Below are 21,816 nucleotides of genomic sequence, written 5' to 3'. Positions count from 1 at the left end.
CTGGTGCTGAAGGCGCCCGCCGAACTGGATGTCGAGAGCCCGTTGCCGGTGATCGTCAGAGAAGGTGCTGTGAAGGGATCGGTTGCGGGGGTCTGGAAATTGACATTGGTGTTGTCATTGACCCCGATCACCAAGTAATTGTTGGTGAACTGGATCCAGGGGGTGACGCCGTCGCTCAAGTCCAGGTCCACCAGCTTGTAGGTGAAGCCGGTGACCGAGGTCGATGCGCTCGCCAGGATGTCGGCCTGGGCCGAGACCGACAAGGCACACGCCAACAATGCTGCGGACCAGGTGATTGAGGTTTTCAACATGCACTTCTCCCTTGAATGTTTCAGATCCGCATCGGCATCACAACGTACTTGAAGCCCTCGATCTCCGGATTGGTGATCAGCGCCGAGCTGTTGCTGTCCTGCAGTGACACGGTCACCATGTCCTGGCTCATGTTGGCCAGCACGTCCATCAGGTAGCCCACGTTGAAGCCGATCTCAAAAGAATCGCCACCGTAGTCGATCTCAAGCTCTTCCTTGGCCTCTTCCTGTTCGGCATTGCTCGATGCAATCCCCAGGGCCCCGGGCGACACATTCAAGCGCACGCCCTTGAACTTCTCGCTGGTCAGGATCGCCGCGCGCTGCAGGCTGGACAGCAAGGTGGCGCGCCCCAGGGTGATGTGGTTCTTGTGGTTCTTGGGGATGACGCGGTGGTAGTCGGGGAATTTGCCCTCGACCAGCTTGGTCACGAACTCAAGACCGCCGAAGTTGAACTTGGCCTGGTTGCCGGCAAAGCGCATCTCGATCTGTTGCTCTTCTTCGGCGCCCTTGGGGTCGTCTTTCAGCAAACGTTGCAACTCCAGCACCGTTTTGCGCGGCAGGATGACTTCCTGCTTGGGCATCTCGACTTCGAGCGTGGCTTGCGCCAAGGCCAATCGGTGTCCGTCGGTGGCCACCAGGGTCAGTGTCTTGCCTTCGGCCACGAACAGGATGCCGTTGAGGTAGTAGCGGATGTCGTGCACCGCCATCGAGAAGTGCACCTGGCCGATCAGGCTTTTGAGCGTCTTTTGCGGCACGCTGAAAGCGGGCCCGAAATCGACCGCCTCTTGCACGAGGGGGAAATCTTCAGCGGGCAAGGTCTGCAAGGTGAAGCGGCTTTTGCCGGCTTGCAGCGTCAGCTTGGCTTGGTTGGCGGTGAGTGAAACGAGTTGATCGCTGGGCAGGCTTTTGAGGATGTCGATCAGTTTTTTGGCCCCGACGGTGAAGGCGTAGTTGCCATCGTCGCCGTCAAGCTGGGCCGCAGTGCGGACTTGGATTTCGAGGTCGCTGGTGGTGAATTCGACTGAGCCGCCAGTTTTGCGGATCAGCACATTTGCCAAGATGGGCAGAGTATGGCGACGTTCGACGATACCGGCAACCACCTGCAGGGCTGAGAGAACTTTTTCTTGAGCTGCTTTCAACACAATCATTTCAGTCTTTCAAATTGGTCGTCGTAGTAGAGGGCCACATTTTTTGTGCATAACGCTATTTTGTCTTGTTCCATCAATGGTTTAGACCAATGACAAGCCTGTGGATGGCACCCGGTAAGGTTTTGGGTTAACAGACAACAACTTTGAAAAAAGCCCCGGGCCTGTGGATAAGTGGGTGTTTGTCCTTTATTTATCCACAACCTTGTTGGCTTGACATTCTCCACTGCTTCGGCATCGGTTTTGAGTCAGCCTTTGAGAGTCTGTTCAAGCACGTGCAATTGCTGGTTCAACTCGGAGTCTTTGCCACGCTCGCCACCGATCTTGCGCACCGCGTGCAGCACCGTGGTGTGGTCTCGACCACCAAAAAGTTCACCGATTTCGGGCAGGCTTTTTTGCGTCAGTTCCTTGGCCAGGTACATGGCGATCTGGCGCGGGCGGGCGATGCTGGCCGGGCGCTTCTTGCTGTACATGTCGGCCACCTTGATCTTGTAAAAATCGGCCACCGTTTTCTGGATGTTCTCGACGCTGATCTGGCGGTTCTGGATGGACAGCAAGTCTTTGAGGGCCTCACGCGCCAGGGCGATCGTGATCTCTTTGTGGTTGAACTTGGAAAAAGCCAACACCTTGCGCAGCGCCCCCTCCAGCTCGCGCACATTGGCGCGTACGTTCTTGGCGATGAAAAAAGCCACGTCTTCCGGCATGGTGATGGCCTCGACCTCGGCCTTTTTGATCAGGATGGCCACGCGCATTTCCAGCTCGGGCGGCTCGATGGCCACGGTCAGGCCGGCGTCGAAGCGCGAGGTCAGGCGCTCATCGATGTTGACCAGGCCCTTGGGGTAAGTGTCGCTGGTCATGATGATGTGCGCCTTCTTGGCCAGCAGGGCTTCGAAAGCGTTGAAGAACTCTTCTTGCGTGCGGTCTTTGCCGGCGAAGAACTGCACATCGTCGATCAGCAACAGATCCAGGCTGTGGTACTTGGCTTTCAGCTCGTCAAACGTTTTGCGCTGGTAGTTTTTGACCACGTCGGAGATGAACTGCTCGGCGTGCAGGTACAGGATGCGCGCACTGGGCTTGTCGGCCAGCAGGGCGTTGCCGACGGCGTTCATCAGGTGGGTCTTGCCCAGGCCGACGCCGCCATAGATGAACAGCGGGTTGTACATGTGGCCGGGCGCGCCGGCCACGTGCAGAGCGGCGGTGCGGGCCATCTGGTTGGCGCGCCCGGGCACCAGGGTGTCGAAGGTGAGCGCGGGATTCAGCCCCATGACCTGCGGGTGAGCGCGGTGGCCGATTTGCTGGTGTTCGTGGGCGCGCTGAGGCTGTTGATAACTTTGGCCGGGGCTGTAGCTGGGCAGGCCCTGCGGGATGTTGGCCGAGGGTTGGTTGTAAGCCTGGTAGCCGCTTGGGTTGGCGTTGGCGGGCAGGCTCAAACCGTTGGGGTTGCCCATGCCGGGCAGGCCCATGGCAGGGCGAGGTGCGGCGGCGCGCACGGCCAGGGCCAGGTCGATCTTGACGGGGCCGCCGGTCAACTCGACCAAGATGGTTTCCAGGCGCACGCTGTACTGCGTGCGGATCCAGTCCAGCATGAACCGGTTGGCCACGCGCACGCTGACCACGGTGTGGCCGTCTTGCAAGCTGATTTCGGCGGGCGGCAGTGGGCGGATCCAGGTGTTGAACTGCTGTTCGGGCAGTTCGGTCGCCAGGCGCTCGCAACTGCGTTGCCACAGGCTGGCCAGGTCGGCGGAAGGGTGACTGGCAGCGCTGGTATCAAACGCACTCATGTTGTGGACAAGTCCTAAAGTGGGCCAACAATTCTAAGGGCGACAAGGGCCTTTCAACACAGGTTATCCACAGATTTTTACCCAGGGTTGTCCAAGGGGGTGGCCACGGCGATTGGCTCAGGGCGTTGACCAATCCCCGAAGTTTTGGTGTAATCGCGGGTTCGACCGGCCACAAGGCTGGATCCTTGGGCGGCAATTGCATCGCCTGAGTGAGAAAACTTGTAAAACAAGCAATAAGCAATTGCAGAAGAAGGACTGATCATGAAACGCACTTACCAACCGTCCAAGACCCGCCGCGCCCGCACCCACGGTTTCCTGGTCCGCATGAAGACCAAGGGTGGCCGCAAGGTCATCAACTCACGCCGCGCCAAGGGCCGCGCTCGTTTGGCCGTCTGAGTTTGCTGGTCTGATCCAGGCAACTGATCCGACACTTGGGCAGCATGCTTGCATGCAGGCCCGATGGCTTGTCGCTTAGACCGCCGTGCGCAGCGCCAGCCTGAAAGCGGCCGAGTTCCAAAAGGCTCTGGGCACCCGCCCGGTGGCTCGCACAACTCATTTTGTGCTGCACCATTTGCCGCACACCGAGGCAAAGTTGGCTGTCGCCACCGCACCTTCCACCTCCTTTGAGCCAGAGTTGTCAACAGCCCTGGCCCTGGCGGATGCTGTGTGTGTGGATGAGTCATCCGGATTGACCGAGTTGCCAGGCTGGCGACTCGGCTTGGTGCTGCCCAAAAAACTGGCACGCCGTTCGGTGACGCGGTCTTTGCTGCGCCACCAGGCCCGGGCAGCCCTTGTTCGCCATGCCCCTGGCGTGGCCGTCACCAGTTGGGCCCAACAGCAACCGGCAGATGCCTGGGTGCTGCGCTTGCGTGCGCCTTTTGACCGCCAGCAATTTCCCAGCGCCGCCTCCGAGGCGCTTAACCTCGTGGTGCGCCTGGAGCTGGACACCCTTTGGACGGCGCTGTGCGCCAAATCCAGGCCATGACCCCGATTCGGTGGCTCAGGTCTGGGATACTCGCGGTGCTCCTGGCCCTGGTCAAGGGCTATCGGTTTTTCCTGAGCCCCTGGTTGGGCTCGGCCTGTCGTTTCACCCCCACCTGTTCCCTGTACGCCTTGCAGGCGCTTGAGCGCCATGGCCCGGCGGCGGGCACTTACCTGGCAGCGCGGCGCCTTGTGCGCTGCCACCCGGGGTGTCCCGGCGGCCATGACCCCGTGCCCGACCAGCGCGTTGGGCTGTTTTCTTTCGCTTCTTCCTCTTCCTCCAACATTCCGTCAGACCAAGCTCACCCATGAATGATTTGCGTCGCACCCTGTTGTGGTCGGTGTTTGCCGTCTCACTGTTGATGATGTGGGATGGCTGGTTGCGCCACACCGGTCAACCATCCCTGTTCGCGCCGCCGGCGCCTCAAGCGACAGCTGCTGCCGAGCCTCAGGGCGCGGGCAGTGGCGCGGCCAGCCTGCCCACCGCGGCCGCCACAGGGGGCGCTGCCACCGCCCCTGCTGCGGCCGCCGCCGCTTCGGCACCTGCCGCGCATGAACTGGTGACCTTCACCACCGACGTGGCCAAGATCACCTTGAACACGCAGGGCGGCGATGTGGTCAAGGTTGAGCTGCTCAAGCACCTGGACCATGACGACGCGAGCAAGAACATGGTCGTGCTCAACCAGACCGCGAACCACACCTATGTGGCGCAAACCGGTTTGATCGGTGCCGGCAGCGCCGAGCGCCTGCCCAACCACCTGACGCCGATGACGATCGTGACGCCCGAGCGCGCGCTGGCCAATGGGGCGGACACACTGGTGGTCAAGCTGGAATCGGCCCCGGTCGATGGGGTGACGCTGCTCAAGACGTACACCATCAAGCGCGGCGATTACGCCATCGGCGTCAAGCAGGAGGTGGTGAACGGTTCTGCCGCGACGGTGCACCCACAGCTGTACCTGCAGCTGACGCGCGATGGCACGCAGCCGGTTCAAGCCGGCCCCAGCTTCCTGATGGGCCCGATGGCCTACACCGGCCCGGCCATTTACTCGGCCAAGGCCAAGTACCAGAAGGTGGACTTCACTCACCTTAATGAGAACACCGCCGAGTTCGAGAAGAACGACACCCATGGCTGGGTGGCCATGGTGCAGCATTACTTTGCCTCGGCCTGGTTGCACAACGAAGCCGCGCCCCGCACATTCTTCGTCGAAAAGACCGGCCCCAACCTGTACCGCACCGGCATGTTGTTCCCGCTGGGCGACCTGGCCGCTGGCCAGAGCAAGTCCTTTGAGGCGATTTTGTTTGTGGGCCCACAGGAAGAAAACAAGCTGTCGGCCCTGGCCCCGGGCCTGGAGCTGGTGAAGGACTATGGCTGGCAGCGCGTGCTGGCCGAGCCCTTGTTCTGGCTGCTGGACCAGTTGCACAAGTTGATCGGCAACTGGGGCTGGGCGATCGTGGCCCTGGTGGTGTTGCTCAAGGCGGCCTTCTACTGGTTGAACGCCAAGGCTTACCAATCGATGGCCAAGATGAAGGCGCTGAACCCGCGCATCCAGGTCATGCGCGAAAGCCTGAAGGACAACCCGCAGCAGATGCAGCAAGAGATGCTGAAGATCTACCGCGAAGAGAAGGTCAACCCGATTGGCGGCTGCCTGCCCATCGTGATCCAGATCCCGGTGTTCATCTCGCTGTACTCGGTGCTGCTGTCCAGCGTGGAGATGCGCAACGCGCCGTGGATTGGCTGGATCCATGACCTGTCGGTGAAGGACCCGTACTTTGTGCTGCCCGCGCTGATGACGGCCTCGACCCTGTTGCAGACCTGGCTGAACCCGACGCCACCGGATCCGATCCAGGCCAAGATGATGTGGATCATGCCGATGCTGTTCTCGGTGATGTTCTTCTTCTTCCCATCAGGCCTGGTGTTGTACTGGCTGACCAACAACATCTTGTCGATCGCCCAGCAATGGACGATCAACCGCAAGATCGAGGCGGCCACGGCGGCCAGGTGAGTTAAGCCGGCCAGGGGCTGAAGAGCCCCGAGCTGGATGAAAAAAGCCGCCTGGTCGCAAGACCATGGCGGCTTTTTCATGGGCTGGTTTTTCAGTCAGTGATGAGTCAGTCGCCAGTGCGGCGGCTGAGGATCATGGCTGAAGCGCAGATGGCGGCCAAGGCCAGTGGCCACAGTGGTGGTTCGGACAGCGAGAGGCTGTTGAACATCAGCCAGTCGTTGAGGATGTGGATCATGACCAAGCTCCAGGTTTGTCGCCCATTGGCGTGAACCAGCATGGTCATGTTTGAGCATGACACGGGCATGACGCCCCATGCGCCGAGATCGGACCATGGCCGAGCTGTGGCGCGGCTTGCCTGCGCTGCCGTGGATCAGGCGATCACGCTGTCGCCGCTGGGGGTGTTTGGGGCGGCCGCCGGTGCGGGGGCTGGGCGGGGACTGGCGTGCGCCGGCGCGCCCGGCGCTTCGGCCGCCAGCTGTTGGGCCTTCATGCGCTTCCAGTTCAGGGGCACCAACAACTGGCCCCAGAAGTGGTGGCGGGGGTAGAAGTTCTCGTTGAACAGGCCCATGTGCGCGGGCCGTGATTTGCCCTTGGGCAGCACGAAGGTGCCGAAGAGGTGGTCCCACAGCATGAAGATGCTGAAGTTCTTGGCCTCGTCGATGTTGTTGGAGTGGTGCCAGCGGTGCACTTCGTTCGTGCCGATGACGTAGTTGAGGAGGCCGAACTTGAAGTTCACGTTCATGTGGGTGATGGTGGCCAACACGCTGCCGATTACGCCGCTCATGATGAAAGCCTCCTGGGTGACGCCGGTCTGGAACACCACGAAGGCGGGCAGGATGCGGCGCCAGATGAGATCGATCGGGTGGGCACGGCTGGCGTTGAGCACGCTAAGCCGGTGCGCGCAATGGTGCACGCTGTGCATGCGCCAGAAGAAGTCGACCTCGTGCGCCAGGCGGTGCGTGACGTAGAACATGAAGTCAAACGTCAGGAAGGAGATCAGCACCTGCGCGGCCAGGGGCAGGTGTCGCGCGGCCAGGCTGTCATCGAGCACGCCGAAGTGAAACAGCAGGCCCGAGCCGGTGGCGGCGATCAGGGCGTGGGTCAGGAAGTTCTGGACGCTGCCCACCGCCACCATGGCGCCATTGTTGAGCGCGTCGGTCAGGACTTCGCCCTTCTCGAACTGGTTGGGATGCTCGGGCCAAACGTACTGCATCAGGGTGCAGACCAGGTAATAGGGGCCCAGGTAATACAAAAAGACCCGCCCGGGGTCGAACCCGAAATGCAGCACGGCGGCGATGCCACCCAGCACTGACCCGACAAGAAAGCCCCAACTGGCGAGGAGTTTGAACACGATGACCCCATGTACTGCGGATGAAAGACCTGCCTAGTTTATGACGGGTCGCGTTTTATGCGCAGAGGGGCTTCCCCAGGGGGGACAATCGGTCTTTTCCCGTGCGAAAGAAAGTGAACAGCAGCATGTCGTTGATGGATCGCAGCAGCCCGATCGTGGCGGTGGCCACCGCGCTTGGCCGGGGTGCCGTGGGCATCGTGCGGGTGTCGGGCCAGGGTTTGGCGCCTTTGGCCCAAGCCTTGTGCGGCCGGGCATTGGCGCCCCGGATGGCCACTTACGGGCCCATTCGCGATGCAACTGGCGAAGCAATCGACCACGGCCTGGCGATTTATTTCCCGGGGCCGCACAGCTTCACCGGCGAAGATGTGCTGGAACTGCAGGCCCACGGCGGCCCGGTGGTGCTGCAGTTGCTGCTGGCGCGCTGCCTGGAGGCCTCGCGGGAAGTGTCGGAATCCACGGGCCGCGAACGCCTGCCCGGTCTGCGCGTGGCCGAGCCTGGCGAGTTCACCCAACGGGCCTTTTTGAACGACAAGATCGACTTGGCCCAGGCCGAGGCCATCGCCGACCTGATCGACGCCAGCACCGAGGCGGCGGCCCGCTCGGCCACGCGCTCGCTGGGGGGGGCATTTTCCAAACAGATCGAGTTGCTGCGTGACCAGTTGATCAACCTGCGCATGCTGGTCGAGGCCACCCTGGATTTTCCGGAAGAAGAAATTGACTTCCTGGAAAAGGCCGACGCGCGTGGCCGTTTGAACCGCGTGGCGGCCACTTTGGACCAGGTGTTGCAGCAGGCCAAGCAGGGCGCCTTGCTGCGCGAAGGCCTGCAGGTGGTGCTGGCCGGCCAGCCCAACGCCGGCAAAAGCTCGCTGCTCAACGCGCTGGCGGGGGCGGAGCTGGCCATCGTTACCGCCATTGCCGGCACCACGCGCGACAAGGTCAGCCAGACCATCCAGATCGAAGGCGTGCCGCTGCACGTGGTCGACACCGCCGGTTTGCGCGCCGAGCACGAGGCCAGTGACGAGGTCGAGCGCATTGGCATGGCGCGTAGTTGGGAAGCCATCGCCCAGGCCGACGCGGTGCTGTTTTTGCATGATCTGACGCGCAGCCAGGACGCGGCCTATGTGGCGGCCGATGGGCAGATCGCGGGCAAGTTGCCCGGCGGCGTGCCGGTGATCCACGTTTTCAACAAGGCCGACAGCGTGGCGGTGGCCGACCTGCAGGCCCTGGCGCACGAACCCGAGGGGCCCATGCTGGCTTTGTCGGCCAAGACGGGGGATGGGCTGGAGGCTTTGCGGCGCCTGTTGCTGGAACAGGCCGGCTGGCAGGCGGCGCCCGAGGGCGTGTTCATTGCCCGGCAGCGGCATGTGCAGGCCTTGCGCCTGGCGCGCGAACACTTGGAAGTTGCGCAATTGCACGCGGCCTTGGCCGATGGCGCCCTGGATTTGCTGGCCGAAGAGTTGCGCCTGGCACACAACGCCTTGGGCACGATCACCGGGGCGTTTTCAGCGGACGACCTGCTGGGTGAAATCTTTACCCGTTTCTGCATCGGCAAGTGAAATGCGTGGCATGGGCCATGGCGGGCTGCGGCTAAATAGCCACCACGGGCCCGCCGGGATCGTATAAATTTGGAAGATTGTGCGCTGCAGCGTAACTTTGAGGAAAAGATGGAAGTCACTGAACTGGTTCAGGCCATCCAGACATTGAACACCGAAGACGTGTTTCGGCCGCGTCTGGACGCGCAGCAATGGCGCACATTTGGTCAATACCTGACCCGCCACGAGTTGCGCTCGGGCGATTTGCTGGTCAAGCAGGGTGACCACGACCGCACCGTGTACTTTCTGGGGCAGGGCTCCTTGCAGGTGTTCGTCACCGGTGGGGTGCCGGGCGCGGCGCGCATCGCCATCTTGCGGCCGGGCTCGATGTGTGGCGAGCCGGGCATGTTTGCCGACACGCCGCGCATGGCCAACATCGAGGCCATGACGGCCTGTGTGATTTTTGCCTTGCGCCTGCAGCGTTTTGAAGAGTTGATCGCCCGGGTGCCGGGCGTGGCGGTGGAAGTGATGCGCGCGGCCGGGGGTGTCATGGCCATGCGCATGCGGGCCAATCTACAGCGCCAGGTGCCGTCTGCCTGAAGCGCTTTCGTGAAACTCAGGGAGTGAGTTCGGGATGTTGATCAGTCAAGAGTTACGTCGGCCCACGATTCTGGTGGCTGACGATTCGCCCCAGAACATCGAGTTGCTGTCGCGGGTACTGGGGCAAGAGTACCGGATCAAAGTGGCGACCTCGGGCGAGAAGGCCCTGAAGATCGCCTATTCAGACGAGCCGCCGGATTTGATCCTGCTGGACATCATGATGCCCGACCTGAGCGGGCTGCAGGTGTGCCAGCGCATCAAGGCCAACCCGGACCGCCGCCGCATCCCCATCATCTTCGTGACCGCGATGACGACGGTGGAGGACGAAAGCCTGGGGCTGGCCATGGGCGCGGTCGATTACATCTCCAAGCCGATCAGCCCGCCGTTGGTGCAGGCGCGGGTGCGCACGCACCTGGCGTTGTACGACCAGTCGCGCGAGTTGGCGCGCATGGTGGCGCAGCGCACGGCCGAGCTGGTGGCCACGCGCCAGCAGATCATCCGTCGCCTGGGCCGCGCCGCCGAGTACAAAGACAACGAGACCGGCAACCACGTGGTGCGCATGAGCCACATCGCGCGCCTGGTGGCGCAGCAGGCGGGGCTGGGCCCGGAGGCGGTGCAGTTGGTGTTCCAGACGGCGGCCATGCACGACCTGGGCAAAATCGGCATCCCCGACCACATCCTGCTCAAGCCTGGTCCCTTGACCGATGGTGAGTGGGTGTTGATGCGCCAGCACGCGCAGATCGGCGCCGACATCATCGGGCGCCACGACAACGAGCTGCTGGCCACGGCCCGCGCCATCGCGCTGACCCACCATGAGAAGTGGGATGGCACCGGCTACCCGCAAGGGTTGAAGGGCGAGCAGATCCCGCTGTATGGCCGCATCGTGGCCATTGCCGATGTGTTCGACGCGTTGATGACGCGCCGGCCTTACAAGGCGGCGCTGCCGGCTGCCGAGTCGCTGGCCATCATGGCCGAGCAAAAAGGCACGCACTTCGACCCGATGCTGTTGGCGTGTTTTTTCCAGCAGAAGTTCGAGATCCTCAAGGTCATGGAGCTTTACTCCGATGACCGTGGGGCCATGATGGACCAGTGAGCGCGTCTTGGGGCCTTGCCTCAGGCTGCTTGCCGCAGTGACTTGAGGGCCGTGCTTGCCGCGTCGAAGTCATAGCGGCTGAGCGCTTCGCACAGTTCGCGCACGGCGGACAGTTGCGTCAGGCCGGGCCAGCCGTCGACCATGTCCTGGATCAGGTCTTGGGCCTGGGCATCGTTGTCGTCGATCAGCTGGGACAGCTTGGGCCATTGGCCTCGGATGGCCGGGTCGCGCAGCATCTGGCTGGCGTCCTGCGTGTCGGTCTGGGCGGGCTGGACCAGGGCGCGGATGTCGGTGCGCACTGCGGTCAAGGCTGACAGCGTTTGGGCCAGGGCGGCCGCTACGCCAGAGGCTTCGGCCCCAGTCTGGCAGGCGCTTTCCAGCTCGCTGGCCGCGTGCTGCAAGGCCATGGCGCCGATGTTGCCGGCCAGGCCCTTGAGGGTGTGGGCCATCCGCAGGACGAGTTCGTGGTCCTGCTCGCGCAGGGCGTGTGAGAACTGCGGGCCAAAGTCCTGCTGGGTCTTGTCGAAGCCTTTGATCAGGCGGCGGTACAGGTCGAGGTTGCCCATGCAGCGGGCGATGCCGTCGGCGGTGTCCAGCGTGATGAGCGCAGCTTCGGGGTTCAGGCCGTGGGCTTTTTCAAGGTGCAGCTGGTTGCTGGCCTTGGGGTTGGCTGCGGGATGCGCGGGCACGATCCAGCGGGCCATGATGTTGAACATCTGGCCCAAATCGAGCGGCTTGGTGATGTGGTCGTTCATGCCGCTTTGCAGCACGCGGTCGCGGTCGGAGGCCATGGCGCTGGCGGTCATGGCGATGATGGGCAGGTTCTGCCACTCGGGCCGCGCGCGGATGCGCTCTGTGGCGGTGTAGCCGTCCATCACGGGCATCTGGCAGTCCATCACCACGCCGCCGAACTGACCGCCGTGTTCCAGCTTGTCCAGGGCCTCGCGGCCGTTGAGTGCCGTGACCACCTGGATGCCGGCGCGCTCCAGCAGGTCGCAGGCCAATTCTTGATTGAGGGGCTGGTCTTCGACCAGCAGCAGGCGGGCGCCGGCCAGCTGGCGTTGCGCCACTTCCAGCACTTTGCTGGTGTAGTGAGCGGTGGTGGGTGTGTCGACGTGTTGGCCCAGCGCCCGCGAGATGCTGTCGTGCAGGGTGGAGGGGGTGACGGGTTTGTTCAGCACGCCCTCCAGGCCCACGCCCTCGGCGGCGCGCAGGGCCTCATCGCGGCCAAAGGCGGTGACCAACAGCACGCAGGGCCGGTGCTCGGGGGGCAGGCTCAGGGCCTGGCGGGCAAAGGCGATGCCGTCCATGCCGGGCATCTTCCAGTCGGTCAGTAACAGGTGGTGCGACTGGCCGGCTTGCTGCGCCTCGCGCATGCTTTGCAGGGCCTGTTCGCCGCCACTGGCCACCTCCACGTTCAAGCCCAGGCGTCGCATCATGTCGCCCAGCACCTCGCGCGCGGTGGCGTTGTCGTCCACCAGCAACACACGGCGGCCTTGCAGCTCGCTGGCCAGCAAGGCGCGGCGCGGCAGGGCTTGCGATTGCAGGCCGAAGCGCGTGGTGAAGTGGAAGGTGGAGCCGCGCCCGACCTGGCTGTCCACCCAGATCTTGCCGCCCATCATTTCGACCAATTGGCGCGAGATGGTCAGGCCCAGGCCGGTGCCGCCGTATTGCCGCGTGGTCGAGCTGTCGCCTTGGGTGAAGGGTTGGAACAAGCGGCCCAGCAGCTCGGTCGACATGCCGATGCCGGTGTCGCGCACCCAAAAGTGCAGTTCAACGCGGTCGGCCTCCAGGCGGCGCACTTCGACGCCGATCAGCACGTCGCCGCGTTCGGTGAACTTGATGGCGTTGGTGCCCAGGTTGATGAGGATCTGGCCCAGGCGCATCGGGTCGCCCACCAGCGAGGTGGGGATGTCGGGGTCGGCGGTGAAGAGCAGCTCCAGGCCTTTTTCTTCGGCCTTCATGCCCAGCACATCGGCCATGTTGTTGACCACCTGCTCCAGCTGGAAGTTGGCCGACTCCAAGGTGAGCTTGCCGGATTCGATCTTGGACACATCGAGGATGTCGTTCAACACCTGCAGCAGGTTGCCCGCGGCGCGGTGCGCTTTCTCGACGTAGTTGCGGGCGCGGCTCGACAGGTCTTCCATCAAGGCCAGGTGGGTCATGCCCATCACGGCGTTCATGGGGGTGCGGATCTCGTGCGACATGTTGGCCAGGAAACGCGACTTGGCGTGCATGGCGGCCTCGGCGGCCAGCTTGGCCTCGCGCATGGCGCTTTCGGCCTTCTTGCGCGGGGTGATGTCTTGCATGATGGTGCACAGCTGGCGCTGGCCCCGGTCTTCAAAGGGGATGACGACCATCTCGGCGTCGAACTGCTCGCCATCGAGGCGGGTGTGCCGCCACTCGAAGCGGAAGATCTCGCGCTGGCTGATCTTTTGCAGGATGGCGCTGGTGCTTTGCTGCAGGGCGAGATTGTCCTTGGCGATGGGCGGGCTCAGGGGCGGGGCCGAGGGTTGCAAGCCCAGCAGGGCCTGCTCACTGCTGGCGCCGAACATCGCGATGGCGGCGGCGTTGGCGCGGATGATGTGCTGCTGCTCGTCAAAGAACAGGAAGCCCAGTGGCGCGTGGTTGAACACGGCCTCAGAGCGGGCCTGGGCCTGTTTTTGATCGGTGGCGTCCTGCCAGTAGCCGTTGTAGGTGATGTCGCCGTTGTCGTGGCGCGTGGGCGTGCCTTCGCAGCGCACCCAGGCGTTCTTGCCCGCCAGGGTGATGGGGAACTCGATGCAGGCGTTGGGCGGCTGCAGGGAGTCTTGTCCGGCCAGGCGCCAGGGCAGTTCGGGGTCGTCCAGCAACGTGGCCGAGTCCACCCCCAGCACGGACTTGAGCCCCTGGCCAATGAAGGTGAAGTGCCCCCGGCCCTGGGCCGGCTGCTCGTAGCGGAACACCACCAGGGGCAGGGCGTGTGCCATGTTGCGCAGGGCGGTCTGGGCCTGGGTCAGCTCGTGAAGGCGGTGCGAGCGCAGGCGCAGGTGGGCCATGGTCCAGTAGCCGGACACCAGCACCAGCGCGGCGCCGGCCAACCAGCTTGCCACCGTGGTGTTTTCGTTCTGCAGGGGCGTCAGTGTCCAGGCCGTGAGGCCGCCATAGGCCAGGGGCTGTTGCTGGGCCAGGTAAGGCTGTCGCTTGATGGTGACCTGGGTGATGTTCTGGTCATTGACTTGCAGTGAGGCCGTGGTCCAGGGCAGCTCTTGCAGCTTGCGCATGTACAGGCGTTCGGCCTGCACGGGCTCCATGGTCAGCGGCCCCTGCATGGGCACGCGCTTGAGCGTTTCAATGGCCGGGTTGCCGACCAGCACCACGCCCTGTGCGTCGGTGATGAACAGCAGGCGCTGCGGGTCGTCAAACAAGCGTTGCAGGGCATCGGGGTTCTGCTTGACGACGATGACGCCGGCGGTCGCGTCGTTTTGGTCCACGCGGGTGGCGAAGTAAAAGCCGGGGATTCGGGTGATGCGGCCCACGGCGAACTGGGTGCCGCTGCCGCTTTCCAGGGTGTCGTTGAAGTAACGCCGGGTTTTGAAATTGGCGCCCAGCACATTGGCTTTTTCTTTCAGGCGCGCATTGGCCACCACGGTGCCAAAGCGGTCAATCAGGTAGATGTCGTGGATGTGGAAATCGTCGGCGGTCTGGCGCATGAGCTGCGAGATCTCGCGCACATCGTTGCGTTTGGACAGTGAGGTCTGCAGGGCCAGGCGGTCGTCTTCGGTCAAGGTGGCCGAGTTCTCAATCACTGAGTACTGCAGGAACTGGTGCACGGCGATCTGTCGGCCCAGGGCACGCGGCAGCGCCTGCAGTTGCTGGAAGGTGAATGTGAGCGAATCACTCAGGCTGTCAAGGCGGTGCCGCGAGCTTTGCAACTGTTCAGCTCGGTGGTCGTCGATGTCGTCCTGGATCAGCCAGAACGCCCCTCCTCCCACCAGCGCCGTCCAAAGCAGGGCCAGCACCCACCACCGCTTGTCGGTGTTGGGGGGGCGAGCCTGCAGGGGTCTTGCCGAAGCCTCCATGGGCGTGCTCTCCGGGGTTTTTAGCCCGGCCAGTGTGCCCGCTATTGCGACCAAGCCGCCAGGGCATTGGACCGGTCTTTCAGCCTTTGAGCAACATACTTTCGGCGCGTGCCAGATTTTGCGGTCGGCCTGACAGTACCAGGGTGTCGCCGGGCTCCAGAACCAGGCCATGGTCGGGCGCCACCACCGCGCCATGCGCGCGCCGCACTGAGACCACCGCCACGCGCATCTCCTCGGCGGCCAGGGATTGGGCCAGGGTGTGGCCTACGCAGGCCGCGTTGTCGCCCAGGGTGACCGATTGCAGGCGCTGCAGCTCGATCTCGTCGACGGTGTCGTCGTCGCCGCCGTGGAAGTAGTCGCGCATGATGCCGTAGCGCGCTTGCCGCTGGGTTTGCACCAGGCGGATCACGCGGCGCATGGGCACGCCCACCAGGGCCAGGGCCTGCGAGGCCAACATCAGCGAGCCCTCGATCGCCTCGGGCACGATCACGGTGGCGCCGGCGTTTTGCAGCTCGTCCAGGCTGCTGTCGTCGATGGTGCGCACCACCACAGGCACCTTGGGCGCATGCTCGTGCACCAGGTGCAGGATCTTCTTGGCCGAGGGGGTGTTCGGATAGGTGATGACCACCGCGCTGGCCCGAGCCAGACCGGCGGCCACCAGGCTTTGCGGGCGGGTCGCGTCGCCAAAGACCACGTTCTGACCCGCGGCGGCGGCTTGCTGCACGCGGTCCGGGTCCAGGTCCAGCGCCATGTAGGGGATGCCTTCTTGCGCCAGCAGGCGTGCCAGGTTCTGCCCACTGCGCCCATAGCCGCAGATCACCACGTGCTTTTCAATGTTGAGGGTCTTGGCGGCGATCTTGGTCATGGCCAGCGATTGCAGCAGCCAGTCGGTCGACGACAGCTTCATCACCAGGCGGTTGCTGCCCAGGATCATGAAGGGCGTGACCAGCATGGACAGCACCATCGCGGCCAGCACCGGGCTCTGCGCGCGCTCGGGCAGCAGGTGGTTGTCGGTGGCCAGGGACAGCAGCACAAAGCCGAATTCACCCGCTTGCGCCAGGTACAGGCCAGTGCGCAGGGCCACGCCAGTGTCGGCCCCAAACAGCTGGCGCGCGAGCGCGGTGATCAGGCCGAACTTGAACAGCACCGGCAGGGTGGTGAGCACGATCACCAGGGCCCAGCTGTCGACCACGATGTGCCAATCCAGCTTCATGCCGATGGTGATGAAGAACAGGCCCAGCAGCACGTCGTGGAAGGGGCGGATGTCGGTCTCCACCTGGTGTTTGTATTCGGTTTCGGCGATCAGCATGCCGGCCAGGAAAGCGCCCAGCGCCATCGACAGACCGGCGCGCTCGGTCAGCCACGACAGGCCCAAGGTGACCAGCAGCAGGTTGAGCATGAACAGCTCTTCGCTCTTGCGGCGCGCCACCAGGGTCAGCCACCAGTGCATCAACTTTTGCCCGCCCACCAGCAACAGGGTCAGCACCACCACGGCCTTGGCCGCGGCAATGGCCAGGGTCTTGAGCAGGTCGCCGCCACTGTCGCCCAGGGCCGGGATCAGCACCAGCAAAGGCACCACGGCCAAATCCTGGAACAGCAAGATGCCCATCACGCGGCGGCCATGCTGGCTGTCCAGCTCCAGGCGCTCGGCCATCATCTTGACCACGATGGCGGTGCTGCTCATGGCCAGTGCCCCCCCCAGGGCCACCGCGCTTTGCCAGCTCAGGGACCAACCCAGCAGGCCATGCTCGATGTCGAAATACGGCAGCACCGCATCCAGCGCGAAATAGCCGGCCAGGGTGGCCAGCATGGTCACGCCCACCTGGCTGAAGCCCAGCCCGAACACCAGCGAGCGCATGCTCTTGAGCTTGGGCAGGTTGAACTCCAGCCCGATCACGAACATCAGGAACACCACGCCGAACTCGGCCAGGTGGCGCACGCCGGCCGAATCCTTGGCCAGCGCCAGGGCATTGGGCCCGATCACCACGCCCACCGCCAGGTAGCCCAGCATCGGGGGTAGTTTCATCAGCCGGCACAGCACCACACCCAGCACGGCGGCAAACAGGTACAGCAATGTGAGGTCGAGCGTGGTGGCCATCTTGTCCCTAGAATCCTTGCATCCTACCCGGTGCATTCATGACGCAATTGTCCCCTTCCTCCCATTCCCAGGCGGTTGACGCCGCCGCCTTCGTGGCGATGGCCCAGCAGGCGCTCGAGATCGAATCGCAAGCCTTGTTGGGCCTGCGCGAGCGTTTGAACGGCGAGGCGGGCCAAGCCTTTGCGCGTGCCGTGCAGGCCGTGCTGAACTGTCAGGGTCGCGTCGTTGTGATGGGCATGGGCAAGAGTGGCCATGTGGGACGCAAGATCGTGGCCACCCTGGCCTCCACCGGCACCCCGGCCATGTTCGTGCACCCGGCCGAGGCCCACCACGGCGACCTGGGCATGGTCACGCCGGGCGACGTGGTGCTGGCCATCTCCAACTCGGGCGAAAGCGAAGAGCTGACCGCCTTGTTGCCTTTGCTCAAACGACAAGGCGTGGTCCTGTTGGCCATGACCGGACGCCCGCAATCGTCCCTGGCCCGCCATGCCGACATCGTGCTGGACTGCTTTGTTGCCGTGGAGGCCTGCCCCCTGAACCTGGCCCCCACCGCCAGCACCACCGCGCAAATGGCCCTGGGCGATGCCCTGGCAGTGACCTTGCTGGATGCGCGTGGGTTCAAAGCCGAAGACTTTGCCCGCTCGCACCCCGGTGGTTCGCTGGGCCGCAAGCTGCTCACGCATTTGCGCGATGTCATGCGCTCGGGCGATGCCCTGCCACGCGTCTTGTCGCAAGCCACGTTCAGCGACCTGATGCGCGAGATGAGCGCCAAGGGCCTGGGCGCCGCCGTGGTGGTTGATGCGGCCGGCAAGGTGCTGGGCGTGTTCACCGATGGCGACCTGCGCCGCAAAATCGAAGCCGGCGTGGAGCTGCGCAGCGCCACTGCCGAGCAACTGATGACCGCCGGCCCGCGCACCATCCGCGACGACGTGCTGGCCGCCGAGGCCGTGGCCCTGATGGAAACCCACCGCGTCAACACCCTGCTGGTGGTGGATGCCGATGGCGTGCTGACCGGCGCCATCACCACCAACGACCTGATGCGAGCGAAGGTGATCTGACATGCGAGCCCTTAACCCCACCGTGACCTTCTCGGCCGACCTGCGGCCCTTTGCCCGAGGCATCCGCGCCGCCATCTTCGACGTGGATGGCGTGCTGACCGATGGCACCTTGTTCATCAGCGAGGCGGGCGAAACGCTCAAGGCCTTCAACGCGCTGGATGGCCATGGCCTCAAGCTGCTGGCCCAGGGTGGCATCACCCCCATCGTCATCACCGGGCGCGACTCGCTCGCCGTGCGCCGCCGCTTGAAGGACTTGGGCTTGGTCCACGCCGTGTTCGGTGCGCACGACAAGCTGGCCGCGGCCGAGCCCCTGCTGGCCTTGCTGGGCCTGCACTGGCATGAAGTGGCCGTGATGGGCGACGACTGGCCCGACCTGCCCTTGATGGTGCGCGCAGGTTTTGCCTGCGCACCCCTCAACGCCCACGCCGAGGTGAAGGCGGTGGCCCGCCACGTGACCACCTTGCGCGGTGGCGAAGGCGCCGCGCGCGAATGCTGCGACCTGCTGCTGTGGGCCACCGGCCGCTACGAGGCCTTGCTGCGCGGCCACCTCGAAACCCTGGACACCACGTCGGATGGCGCCGCGCCATGAGCACCCGTCGCTGGCTCACCGCGCTGGACCATGCACGTTCCGCCGTGCCCATGGTGCTGCTGTCTGGCCTGGCCGCCTTCACCTGGTGGCTGGTGCAGTCGGCCCCCTCGCTGGACGGCGCCCGGCCCGCGGCCAAGGCTTCGTCCAGCCCTGACTATGAATTGCAAAAGGCCCGGATCGAGCGCTACAACCCGGATGGCCGCCTGATCGCCATCCTGGACGGCCAGGCCATGCGCCACTATGTCGACGGCGATCGCCTTGAAATCGATGCCGTGCAGTTGTCGGCCCGCGACCTGCAGGGCCAGCATGTGCAGGGGGTGGCCCGCCAAGGCCAGGCCAATGGCAGCCAGAACACTGTGGTCTTGCACGGCAGTGCGCGGGTGGTGGCCACGCCGGCTTCCGGCGCGACCGTGAAGGGCCAGCGCGTGGACCAATCGCCCGTGGTCATTGAAGGTGAAATGCTGAGTTTCAACACGCGCGATCGCGTGGTGAGTTCGGCGTTGCCCGTCAAAATCACGCATGCCCAAGGGCAGATGCAGGGCGGCAACCTGCGCTACGAGGAGGGCACCCGGGTGGGCCAACTGGGCAACCGTGTCCATGGGCGGTACGACGCGCCACCTGCACGCCGCTGAGGCATCAAAAAACGTTGGGGCATGAAAAAAGGCGACGCTGTGAAGCACCGCCTTTTTGCATTTCCGTGACCCGAGAGGATCACGAAGAGGGGTTTTTAGTAACCGCCGCCGCCGCCGCCGTAGCCGCCGCCGCCACCGGAGCGGCCACCGCCACCACCGCCGTAGCCGCCACCACCACCGCCGCCGGAACGACCACCGCCGCCACCGCCGCCGCCGTAGCCGCCGCCACCACCTTCACGACGGCCACCGCCGCCGCCGCCACCACCGTAGCCGCCGCCACCACCAGCGCCGCCGCCGCCGGCGCCACCACCGCTACCGCCGCCACCGTAGGGGCTGCGGAAACCGCTGGGACGCTCTTCACGAGGACGGGCCTCATTCACAACGATGGCGCGGCCGGCCAGGGACTGGCCATTCATGCCGTTGACAGCAGCTTGTGCTTCTGGGTCGGTGCCCATTTCAACGAAACCAAAGCCCTTGGAGCGACCGGTGTCGCGGTCCATCATGACCTTGGCGGAGCTGACTGCTCCGAATTGCGAGAAAGCATCTTGCAGATCCTGATCGCGCACGCTGTAGGCCAGATTGCCCACGTAAAGTTTGTTGCCCACGAGAGAGCTCCTTTCAAAGTAACCATGTGGAGCTTCAACCCATCAGGACCCATTCCATCGAAGGTGCCGCTTCCAGACACAGACTCGCACATTATGGGTGAGACTTTATTGTCTGGCCAACATTTTCAAGCGTTTGCAACCCTTATTTGTTCGCATATGTCAACCCACTGTCCCGGTTGTTGTGCCCGGTCCTCAGTTTTGGCCTAGGGCTTGCCCCTATGATTTGCCCCATGCCCACCCACTCTTTTCATCACCCGCAAGGGTCGTCCTTTGCCCAGCGGTTTGACTGGTGGCGCGCCTTGGTTCGGGTTCTGGCCAGTGTTGAGGCGATCCGGGATGGCCGCGCCATGTACGTGCTGTTGGCCAGCTTCGCGGCGGCCGGGCTGGCGGTGGCCTGCGCTCAGGCGTCGATGGGGCGAGGCGAGTTGCCCTGGGCCATCGGGCAGGGGGCGGCGGCTTTGTTCATCGCGTTTTACGGCAGCAACGCCGCCGGCTTGTTGTTGATGGACCGGGCCATGGGCCGCCCCGGCCGTGATGTGAGCCAGGCTTTGGAAGATGCTTTGGGCATTGCGCACCGCCTGCTGGTGTCGCTGGTGGTGATCGCGCTGGCCGCCACCGTGCTGGCGGGGGCGGTGCTGGGTTTGTTCTGGCTGTGCGCCCTGCCCAAAGTGGGGCCCTGGTTGTTCGTGGTGGCCGTGCCCCTGACGGTGGTGGTGCTGGGCCTGGCCCTGGTGGCCGGGGCGGCCGTTGTCGGGCCGCTGGCCGGGCCGTCGGTCTGGGCCGGGGCCTCGTCGCTCGAAAGCCCGCGCATTTTGTGGCGCCTGATCCGCGAGCAATTGCTGCAGGCAGCGGTGCTGATGGCGTCCTTGAGCCTGGTCACCGCTTTGGTGGGCGCGGGCGCCAGCTTTGTGGTGATCGCCGGGGGGCGCGTCATGGCGCTGTTGTCGGTCTGGCTGCTGGACGTGGACGTGGCGCCCGAGCTGTTCATGGCCGGCCTGTTCGGCCACAGCTTGCGCGGCGTGCCAGTGGCCAGCGTGCCCGCCGAAGCGGTGCCTTATATATCAGCGGCGTCGGTGGGCGGTGGCGTGGTGTTCGCCTTGGGCCTGGTGCTGCCCACCTTGGTCTACCTGCGCGGGGTGTGTGAGATCTACGTGACCTTGCGCGAACGCATGCTGGAAATGAGCCAGGTGGCCGCCATCAACCGCCAGGGTCTGACCGATGATCTGTCTGGCGGCGCTTGAGGCTGCCATGACGATGGCGCCCGAGCCTTGCCCTTGCGGATTGGCCGCCACTTACCTGGCGTGCTGCGGGCGTTACCACCAGGGCCCTTTGGCCGGGCAAGCGCCCACGCCCGAGGCCTTGATGCGCTCGCGCTACAGCGCCTTTGTCAAAGATTTGCGCGATTACCTGCTGAGCACCTGGCACCCCTCCAACCGCCCGCCCCTGATCGAGGCGCCCGAGCCGGGCTTGAGGTGGCTGGGCCTGGCGGTGCGCCAGGCCGTGATGACGGGTGAAGACCAGGGCACGGTGGACTTCGTGGCGCGCAGCAAACTCGGTGGACGTGCGCATCGTTTGCACGAAGTCAGCGCGTTTGTCCGCGAAGCTGGGCGGTGGTACTACGTGGATGCCCCTTGAATGCGGGGTTAATGCCGGACTGAAAGGGCTTCCCCGGAAGACAAGTTGCAGGCAAGTCCGTATGGTCGCTGGTTGTAGTCAACGCATTAGACGAAGCGCATCACATGTTGCCCTCACTCGACCTCGACCCAGTCAAGACCATGATGGTGATCCTCGGCGGATCGGCCGTGCTCCTCACCGCCCTGGAAGGCGTGCTGATCGCCCGGGCCCGTGGGCCGCAGGCGTATGACTGGAAGGCGTTCTGGACCACCATCCGCATCAATGTGTGGCGCGCCATCGTCGAGTCCATCCCCATGGGCGTCGTGATTGGCGTGGCCTTGCCTTTCGGCGCCTGGGTCTACGAG

General features: G+C 64.2%; 21 protein-coding genes. 13 read left to right on the top strand and 8 right to left on the bottom strand.

Going from position 1 to position 21,816, the window contains the following annotated elements:
- The 3 genes from H7225_RS09250 to dnaA form a co-directional block, all read right to left on the bottom strand.
- Nucleotides 1-311: hypothetical protein (locus H7225_RS09250; RefSeq protein WP_290661086.1), on the bottom strand; the 311-nt coding region annotated here is incomplete at its 3' end.
- Between the two features lie 20 nt (nt 312-331).
- Nucleotides 332-1,456 carry a DNA polymerase III subunit beta gene (gene dnaN / locus H7225_RS09245; RefSeq protein ID WP_290661084.1) on the bottom strand — a complete coding sequence of 375 codons (1,125 nt, stop codon included), beginning with the start codon at nt 1,454-1,456 and terminating at the stop codon, nt 332-334.
- A 245-nt stretch (nt 1,457-1,701) separates the two neighbouring features.
- Nucleotides 1,702-3,234 (bottom strand): chromosomal replication initiator protein DnaA, encoded by a 1,533-nt coding sequence (dnaA, locus tag H7225_RS09240; RefSeq protein ID WP_290661083.1) that lies wholly within the window; start codon nt 3,232-3,234, stop codon nt 1,702-1,704.
- 261 nt (nt 3,235-3,495) lie between these two features.
- On the opposite strand from dnaA, the gene rpmH reads away from it, so the two are divergent.
- The 4 genes from rpmH (at nt 3,496) to yidC (ending at nt 6,218) form a co-directional block, all read left to right on the top strand.
- Nucleotides 3,496-3,630 (top strand): 50S ribosomal protein L34, encoded by a 135-nt coding sequence (gene rpmH, locus H7225_RS09235; protein WP_290661081.1) that lies wholly within the window; start codon nt 3,496-3,498, stop codon nt 3,628-3,630.
- A gap of 85 nt (nt 3,631-3,715) precedes the next feature.
- Nucleotides 3,716-4,219: a ribonuclease P protein component gene (locus H7225_RS09230; RefSeq protein ID WP_290661079.1), complete on the top strand. Its 504-nt coding sequence runs from the start codon at nt 3,716-3,718 to the stop codon at nt 4,217-4,219.
- Nucleotides 4,216-4,527, top strand: coding sequence for a membrane protein insertion efficiency factor YidD (yidD, locus tag H7225_RS09225; protein WP_290661077.1), 312 nt, complete (start codon nt 4,216-4,218; stop codon nt 4,525-4,527). Before H7225_RS09230 ends, yidD begins: the two co-directional genes overlap by 4 nt.
- Nucleotides 4,524-6,218 (top strand): membrane protein insertase YidC, encoded by a 1,695-nt coding sequence (gene yidC, locus H7225_RS09220; protein ID WP_290661075.1) that lies wholly within the window; start codon nt 4,524-4,526, stop codon nt 6,216-6,218. The genes yidD and yidC overlap by 4 nt, the downstream gene beginning before the upstream one ends.
- 106 nt (nt 6,219-6,324) lie before the next feature.
- Here yidC and H7225_RS09215 read toward each other — a convergent pair whose 3' ends face one another.
- Together H7225_RS09215 and H7225_RS09210 are read right to left on the bottom strand one after the other, a co-directional pair.
- Entirely contained in the window at nt 6,325-6,453 is a 129-nt protein-coding gene (locus tag H7225_RS09215; RefSeq protein ID WP_290661073.1) for a hypothetical protein, read from the bottom strand.
- Nucleotides 6,454-6,588: 135 nt separating this feature from the next.
- The gene (locus tag H7225_RS09210; protein WP_290661071.1) at nt 6,589-7,569 is read right to left on the bottom strand and encodes a sterol desaturase family protein; all 981 of its coding nucleotides are present in this window, start codon (nt 7,567-7,569) and stop codon (nt 6,589-6,591) included.
- A 134-nt stretch (nt 7,570-7,703) separates the two neighbouring features.
- On the opposite strand from H7225_RS09210, the gene mnmE reads away from it, so the two are divergent.
- From mnmE to H7225_RS09195, 3 genes are all read left to right on the top strand, one after another.
- Entirely contained in the window at nt 7,704-9,125 is a 1,422-nt protein-coding gene (mnmE, locus tag H7225_RS09205) for a tRNA uridine-5-carboxymethylaminomethyl(34) synthesis GTPase MnmE (RefSeq protein WP_290661090.1), read from the top strand.
- Between the two features lie 108 nt (nt 9,126-9,233).
- Nucleotides 9,234-9,701, top strand: coding sequence for a cyclic nucleotide-binding domain-containing protein (locus tag H7225_RS09200; protein ID WP_290661069.1), 468 nt, complete (start codon nt 9,234-9,236; stop codon nt 9,699-9,701).
- A gap of 34 nt (nt 9,702-9,735) precedes the next feature.
- A complete protein-coding gene (locus tag H7225_RS09195) occupies nt 9,736-10,794 on the top strand; it encodes a two-component system response regulator (protein ID WP_290661067.1) in 1,059 nt (352 codons plus the stop codon).
- 20 nt (nt 10,795-10,814) lie between these two features.
- On the opposite strand, the gene H7225_RS09190 is transcribed toward H7225_RS09195, so the two are convergent.
- A complete protein-coding gene (locus tag H7225_RS09190; protein ID WP_290661065.1) occupies nt 10,815-14,855 on the bottom strand; it encodes a response regulator in 4,041 nt (1,346 codons plus the stop codon).
- Between the two features lie 79 nt (nt 14,856-14,934).
- Nucleotides 14,935-16,953, bottom strand: a complete 2,019-nt coding sequence (locus H7225_RS09185) for a monovalent cation:proton antiporter family protein (protein ID WP_290661063.1) — start codon at nt 16,951-16,953, stop codon at nt 14,935-14,937.
- Between the two features lie 98 nt (nt 16,954-17,051).
- On the opposite strand from H7225_RS09185, the gene H7225_RS09180 reads away from it, so the two are divergent.
- Genes H7225_RS09180 through lptC form a run of 3 tightly spaced genes read left to right on the top strand, consistent with a single transcriptional unit; the run spans nt 17,052 to nt 19,232 of the window.
- Nucleotides 17,052-18,011, top strand: a complete 960-nt coding sequence (locus tag H7225_RS09180; protein WP_290661088.1) for a KpsF/GutQ family sugar-phosphate isomerase — start codon at nt 17,052-17,054, stop codon at nt 18,009-18,011.
- Nucleotide 18,012: 1 nt separating this feature from the next.
- Nucleotides 18,013-18,600: an HAD hydrolase family protein gene (locus H7225_RS09175; protein ID WP_290661061.1), complete on the top strand. Its 588-nt coding sequence runs from the start codon at nt 18,013-18,015 to the stop codon at nt 18,598-18,600.
- Nucleotides 18,597-19,232, top strand: coding sequence for an LPS export ABC transporter periplasmic protein LptC (gene lptC / locus H7225_RS09170; RefSeq protein WP_290661059.1), 636 nt, complete (start codon nt 18,597-18,599; stop codon nt 19,230-19,232). Before H7225_RS09175 ends, lptC begins: the two co-directional genes overlap by 4 nt.
- Nucleotides 19,233-19,327: 95 nt before the next feature.
- Here the strand turns inward: lptC and H7225_RS09165 are convergent, their stop codons facing one another.
- Nucleotides 19,328-19,837: an RNA-binding protein gene (locus H7225_RS09165; protein WP_290661058.1), complete on the bottom strand. Its 510-nt coding sequence runs from the start codon at nt 19,835-19,837 to the stop codon at nt 19,328-19,330.
- 230 nt (nt 19,838-20,067) lie between these two features.
- On the opposite strand from H7225_RS09165, the gene H7225_RS09160 reads away from it, so the two are divergent.
- The 3 genes from H7225_RS09160 to H7225_RS09150 form a co-directional block, all read left to right on the top strand.
- A complete protein-coding gene (locus tag H7225_RS09160) occupies nt 20,068-21,078 on the top strand; it encodes a hypothetical protein (protein WP_290661056.1) in 1,011 nt (336 codons plus the stop codon).
- Between the two features lie 7 nt (nt 21,079-21,085).
- The gene (locus H7225_RS09155; RefSeq protein ID WP_290661054.1) at nt 21,086-21,472 is read left to right on the top strand and encodes a YchJ family metal-binding protein; all 387 of its coding nucleotides are present in this window, start codon (nt 21,086-21,088) and stop codon (nt 21,470-21,472) included.
- Between the two features lie 104 nt (nt 21,473-21,576).
- The coding region (locus tag H7225_RS09150; RefSeq protein WP_290661052.1) for a hypothetical protein at nt 21,577-21,816 on the top strand (240 nt) is incomplete at its 3' end.

It is taken from the genome of Aquabacterium sp. (assembly GCF_014378415.1).
GTDB lineage: Bacteria > Pseudomonadota > Gammaproteobacteria > Burkholderiales > Burkholderiaceae_C > Aquabacterium.
The sequence above is the reverse complement of the archived record's forward strand: the minus strand, read 5'-3'. Positions and strand labels throughout refer to the sequence as shown.

Excerpts from the sequence above, each read along its gene's own strand:
- lptC (WP_290661059.1), top strand. The coding sequence starts at position 18,597 with ATGAGCACCCGTCGCTGGCTCACCGCGCTGGACCATGCACGTTCCGCC.
- H7225_RS09155 (WP_290661054.1), top strand. The coding sequence starts at position 21,086 with ATGACGATGGCGCCCGAGCCTTGCCCTTGCGGATTGGCCGCCACTTAC.
- H7225_RS09185 (WP_290661063.1), bottom strand. The coding sequence starts at position 16,953 with ATGGCCACCACGCTCGACCTCACATTGCTGTACCTGTTTGCCGCCGTG.
- H7225_RS09200 (WP_290661069.1), top strand. The coding sequence starts at position 9,234 with ATGGAAGTCACTGAACTGGTTCAGGCCATCCAGACATTGAACACCGAA.
- dnaA (WP_290661083.1), bottom strand. The coding sequence starts at position 3,234 with ATGAGTGCGTTTGATACCAGCGCTGCCAGTCACCCTTCCGCCGACCTG.
- H7225_RS09215 (WP_290661073.1), bottom strand. The coding sequence starts at position 6,453 with ATGATCCACATCCTCAACGACTGGCTGATGTTCAACAGCCTCTCGCTG.
- dnaN (WP_290661084.1), bottom strand. The coding sequence starts at position 1,456 with ATGATTGTGTTGAAAGCAGCTCAAGAAAAAGTTCTCTCAGCCCTGCAG.
- H7225_RS09195 (WP_290661067.1), top strand. The coding sequence starts at position 9,736 with ATGTTGATCAGTCAAGAGTTACGTCGGCCCACGATTCTGGTGGCTGAC.
- rpmH (WP_290661081.1), top strand. The coding sequence starts at position 3,496 with ATGAAACGCACTTACCAACCGTCCAAGACCCGCCGCGCCCGCACCCAC.
- mnmE (WP_290661090.1), top strand. The coding sequence starts at position 7,704 with ATGGATCGCAGCAGCCCGATCGTGGCGGTGGCCACCGCGCTTGGCCGG.
- H7225_RS09180 (WP_290661088.1), top strand. The coding sequence starts at position 17,052 with ATGGCCCAGCAGGCGCTCGAGATCGAATCGCAAGCCTTGTTGGGCCTG.
- yidC (WP_290661075.1), top strand. The coding sequence starts at position 4,524 with ATGAATGATTTGCGTCGCACCCTGTTGTGGTCGGTGTTTGCCGTCTCA.
- H7225_RS09190 (WP_290661065.1), bottom strand. The coding sequence starts at position 14,855 with ATGGAGGCTTCGGCAAGACCCCTGCAGGCTCGCCCCCCCAACACCGAC.
- H7225_RS09175 (WP_290661061.1), top strand. The coding sequence starts at position 18,013 with ATGCGAGCCCTTAACCCCACCGTGACCTTCTCGGCCGACCTGCGGCCC.
- H7225_RS09160 (WP_290661056.1), top strand. The coding sequence starts at position 20,068 with ATGCCCACCCACTCTTTTCATCACCCGCAAGGGTCGTCCTTTGCCCAG.
- yidD (WP_290661077.1), top strand. The coding sequence starts at position 4,216 with ATGACCCCGATTCGGTGGCTCAGGTCTGGGATACTCGCGGTGCTCCTG.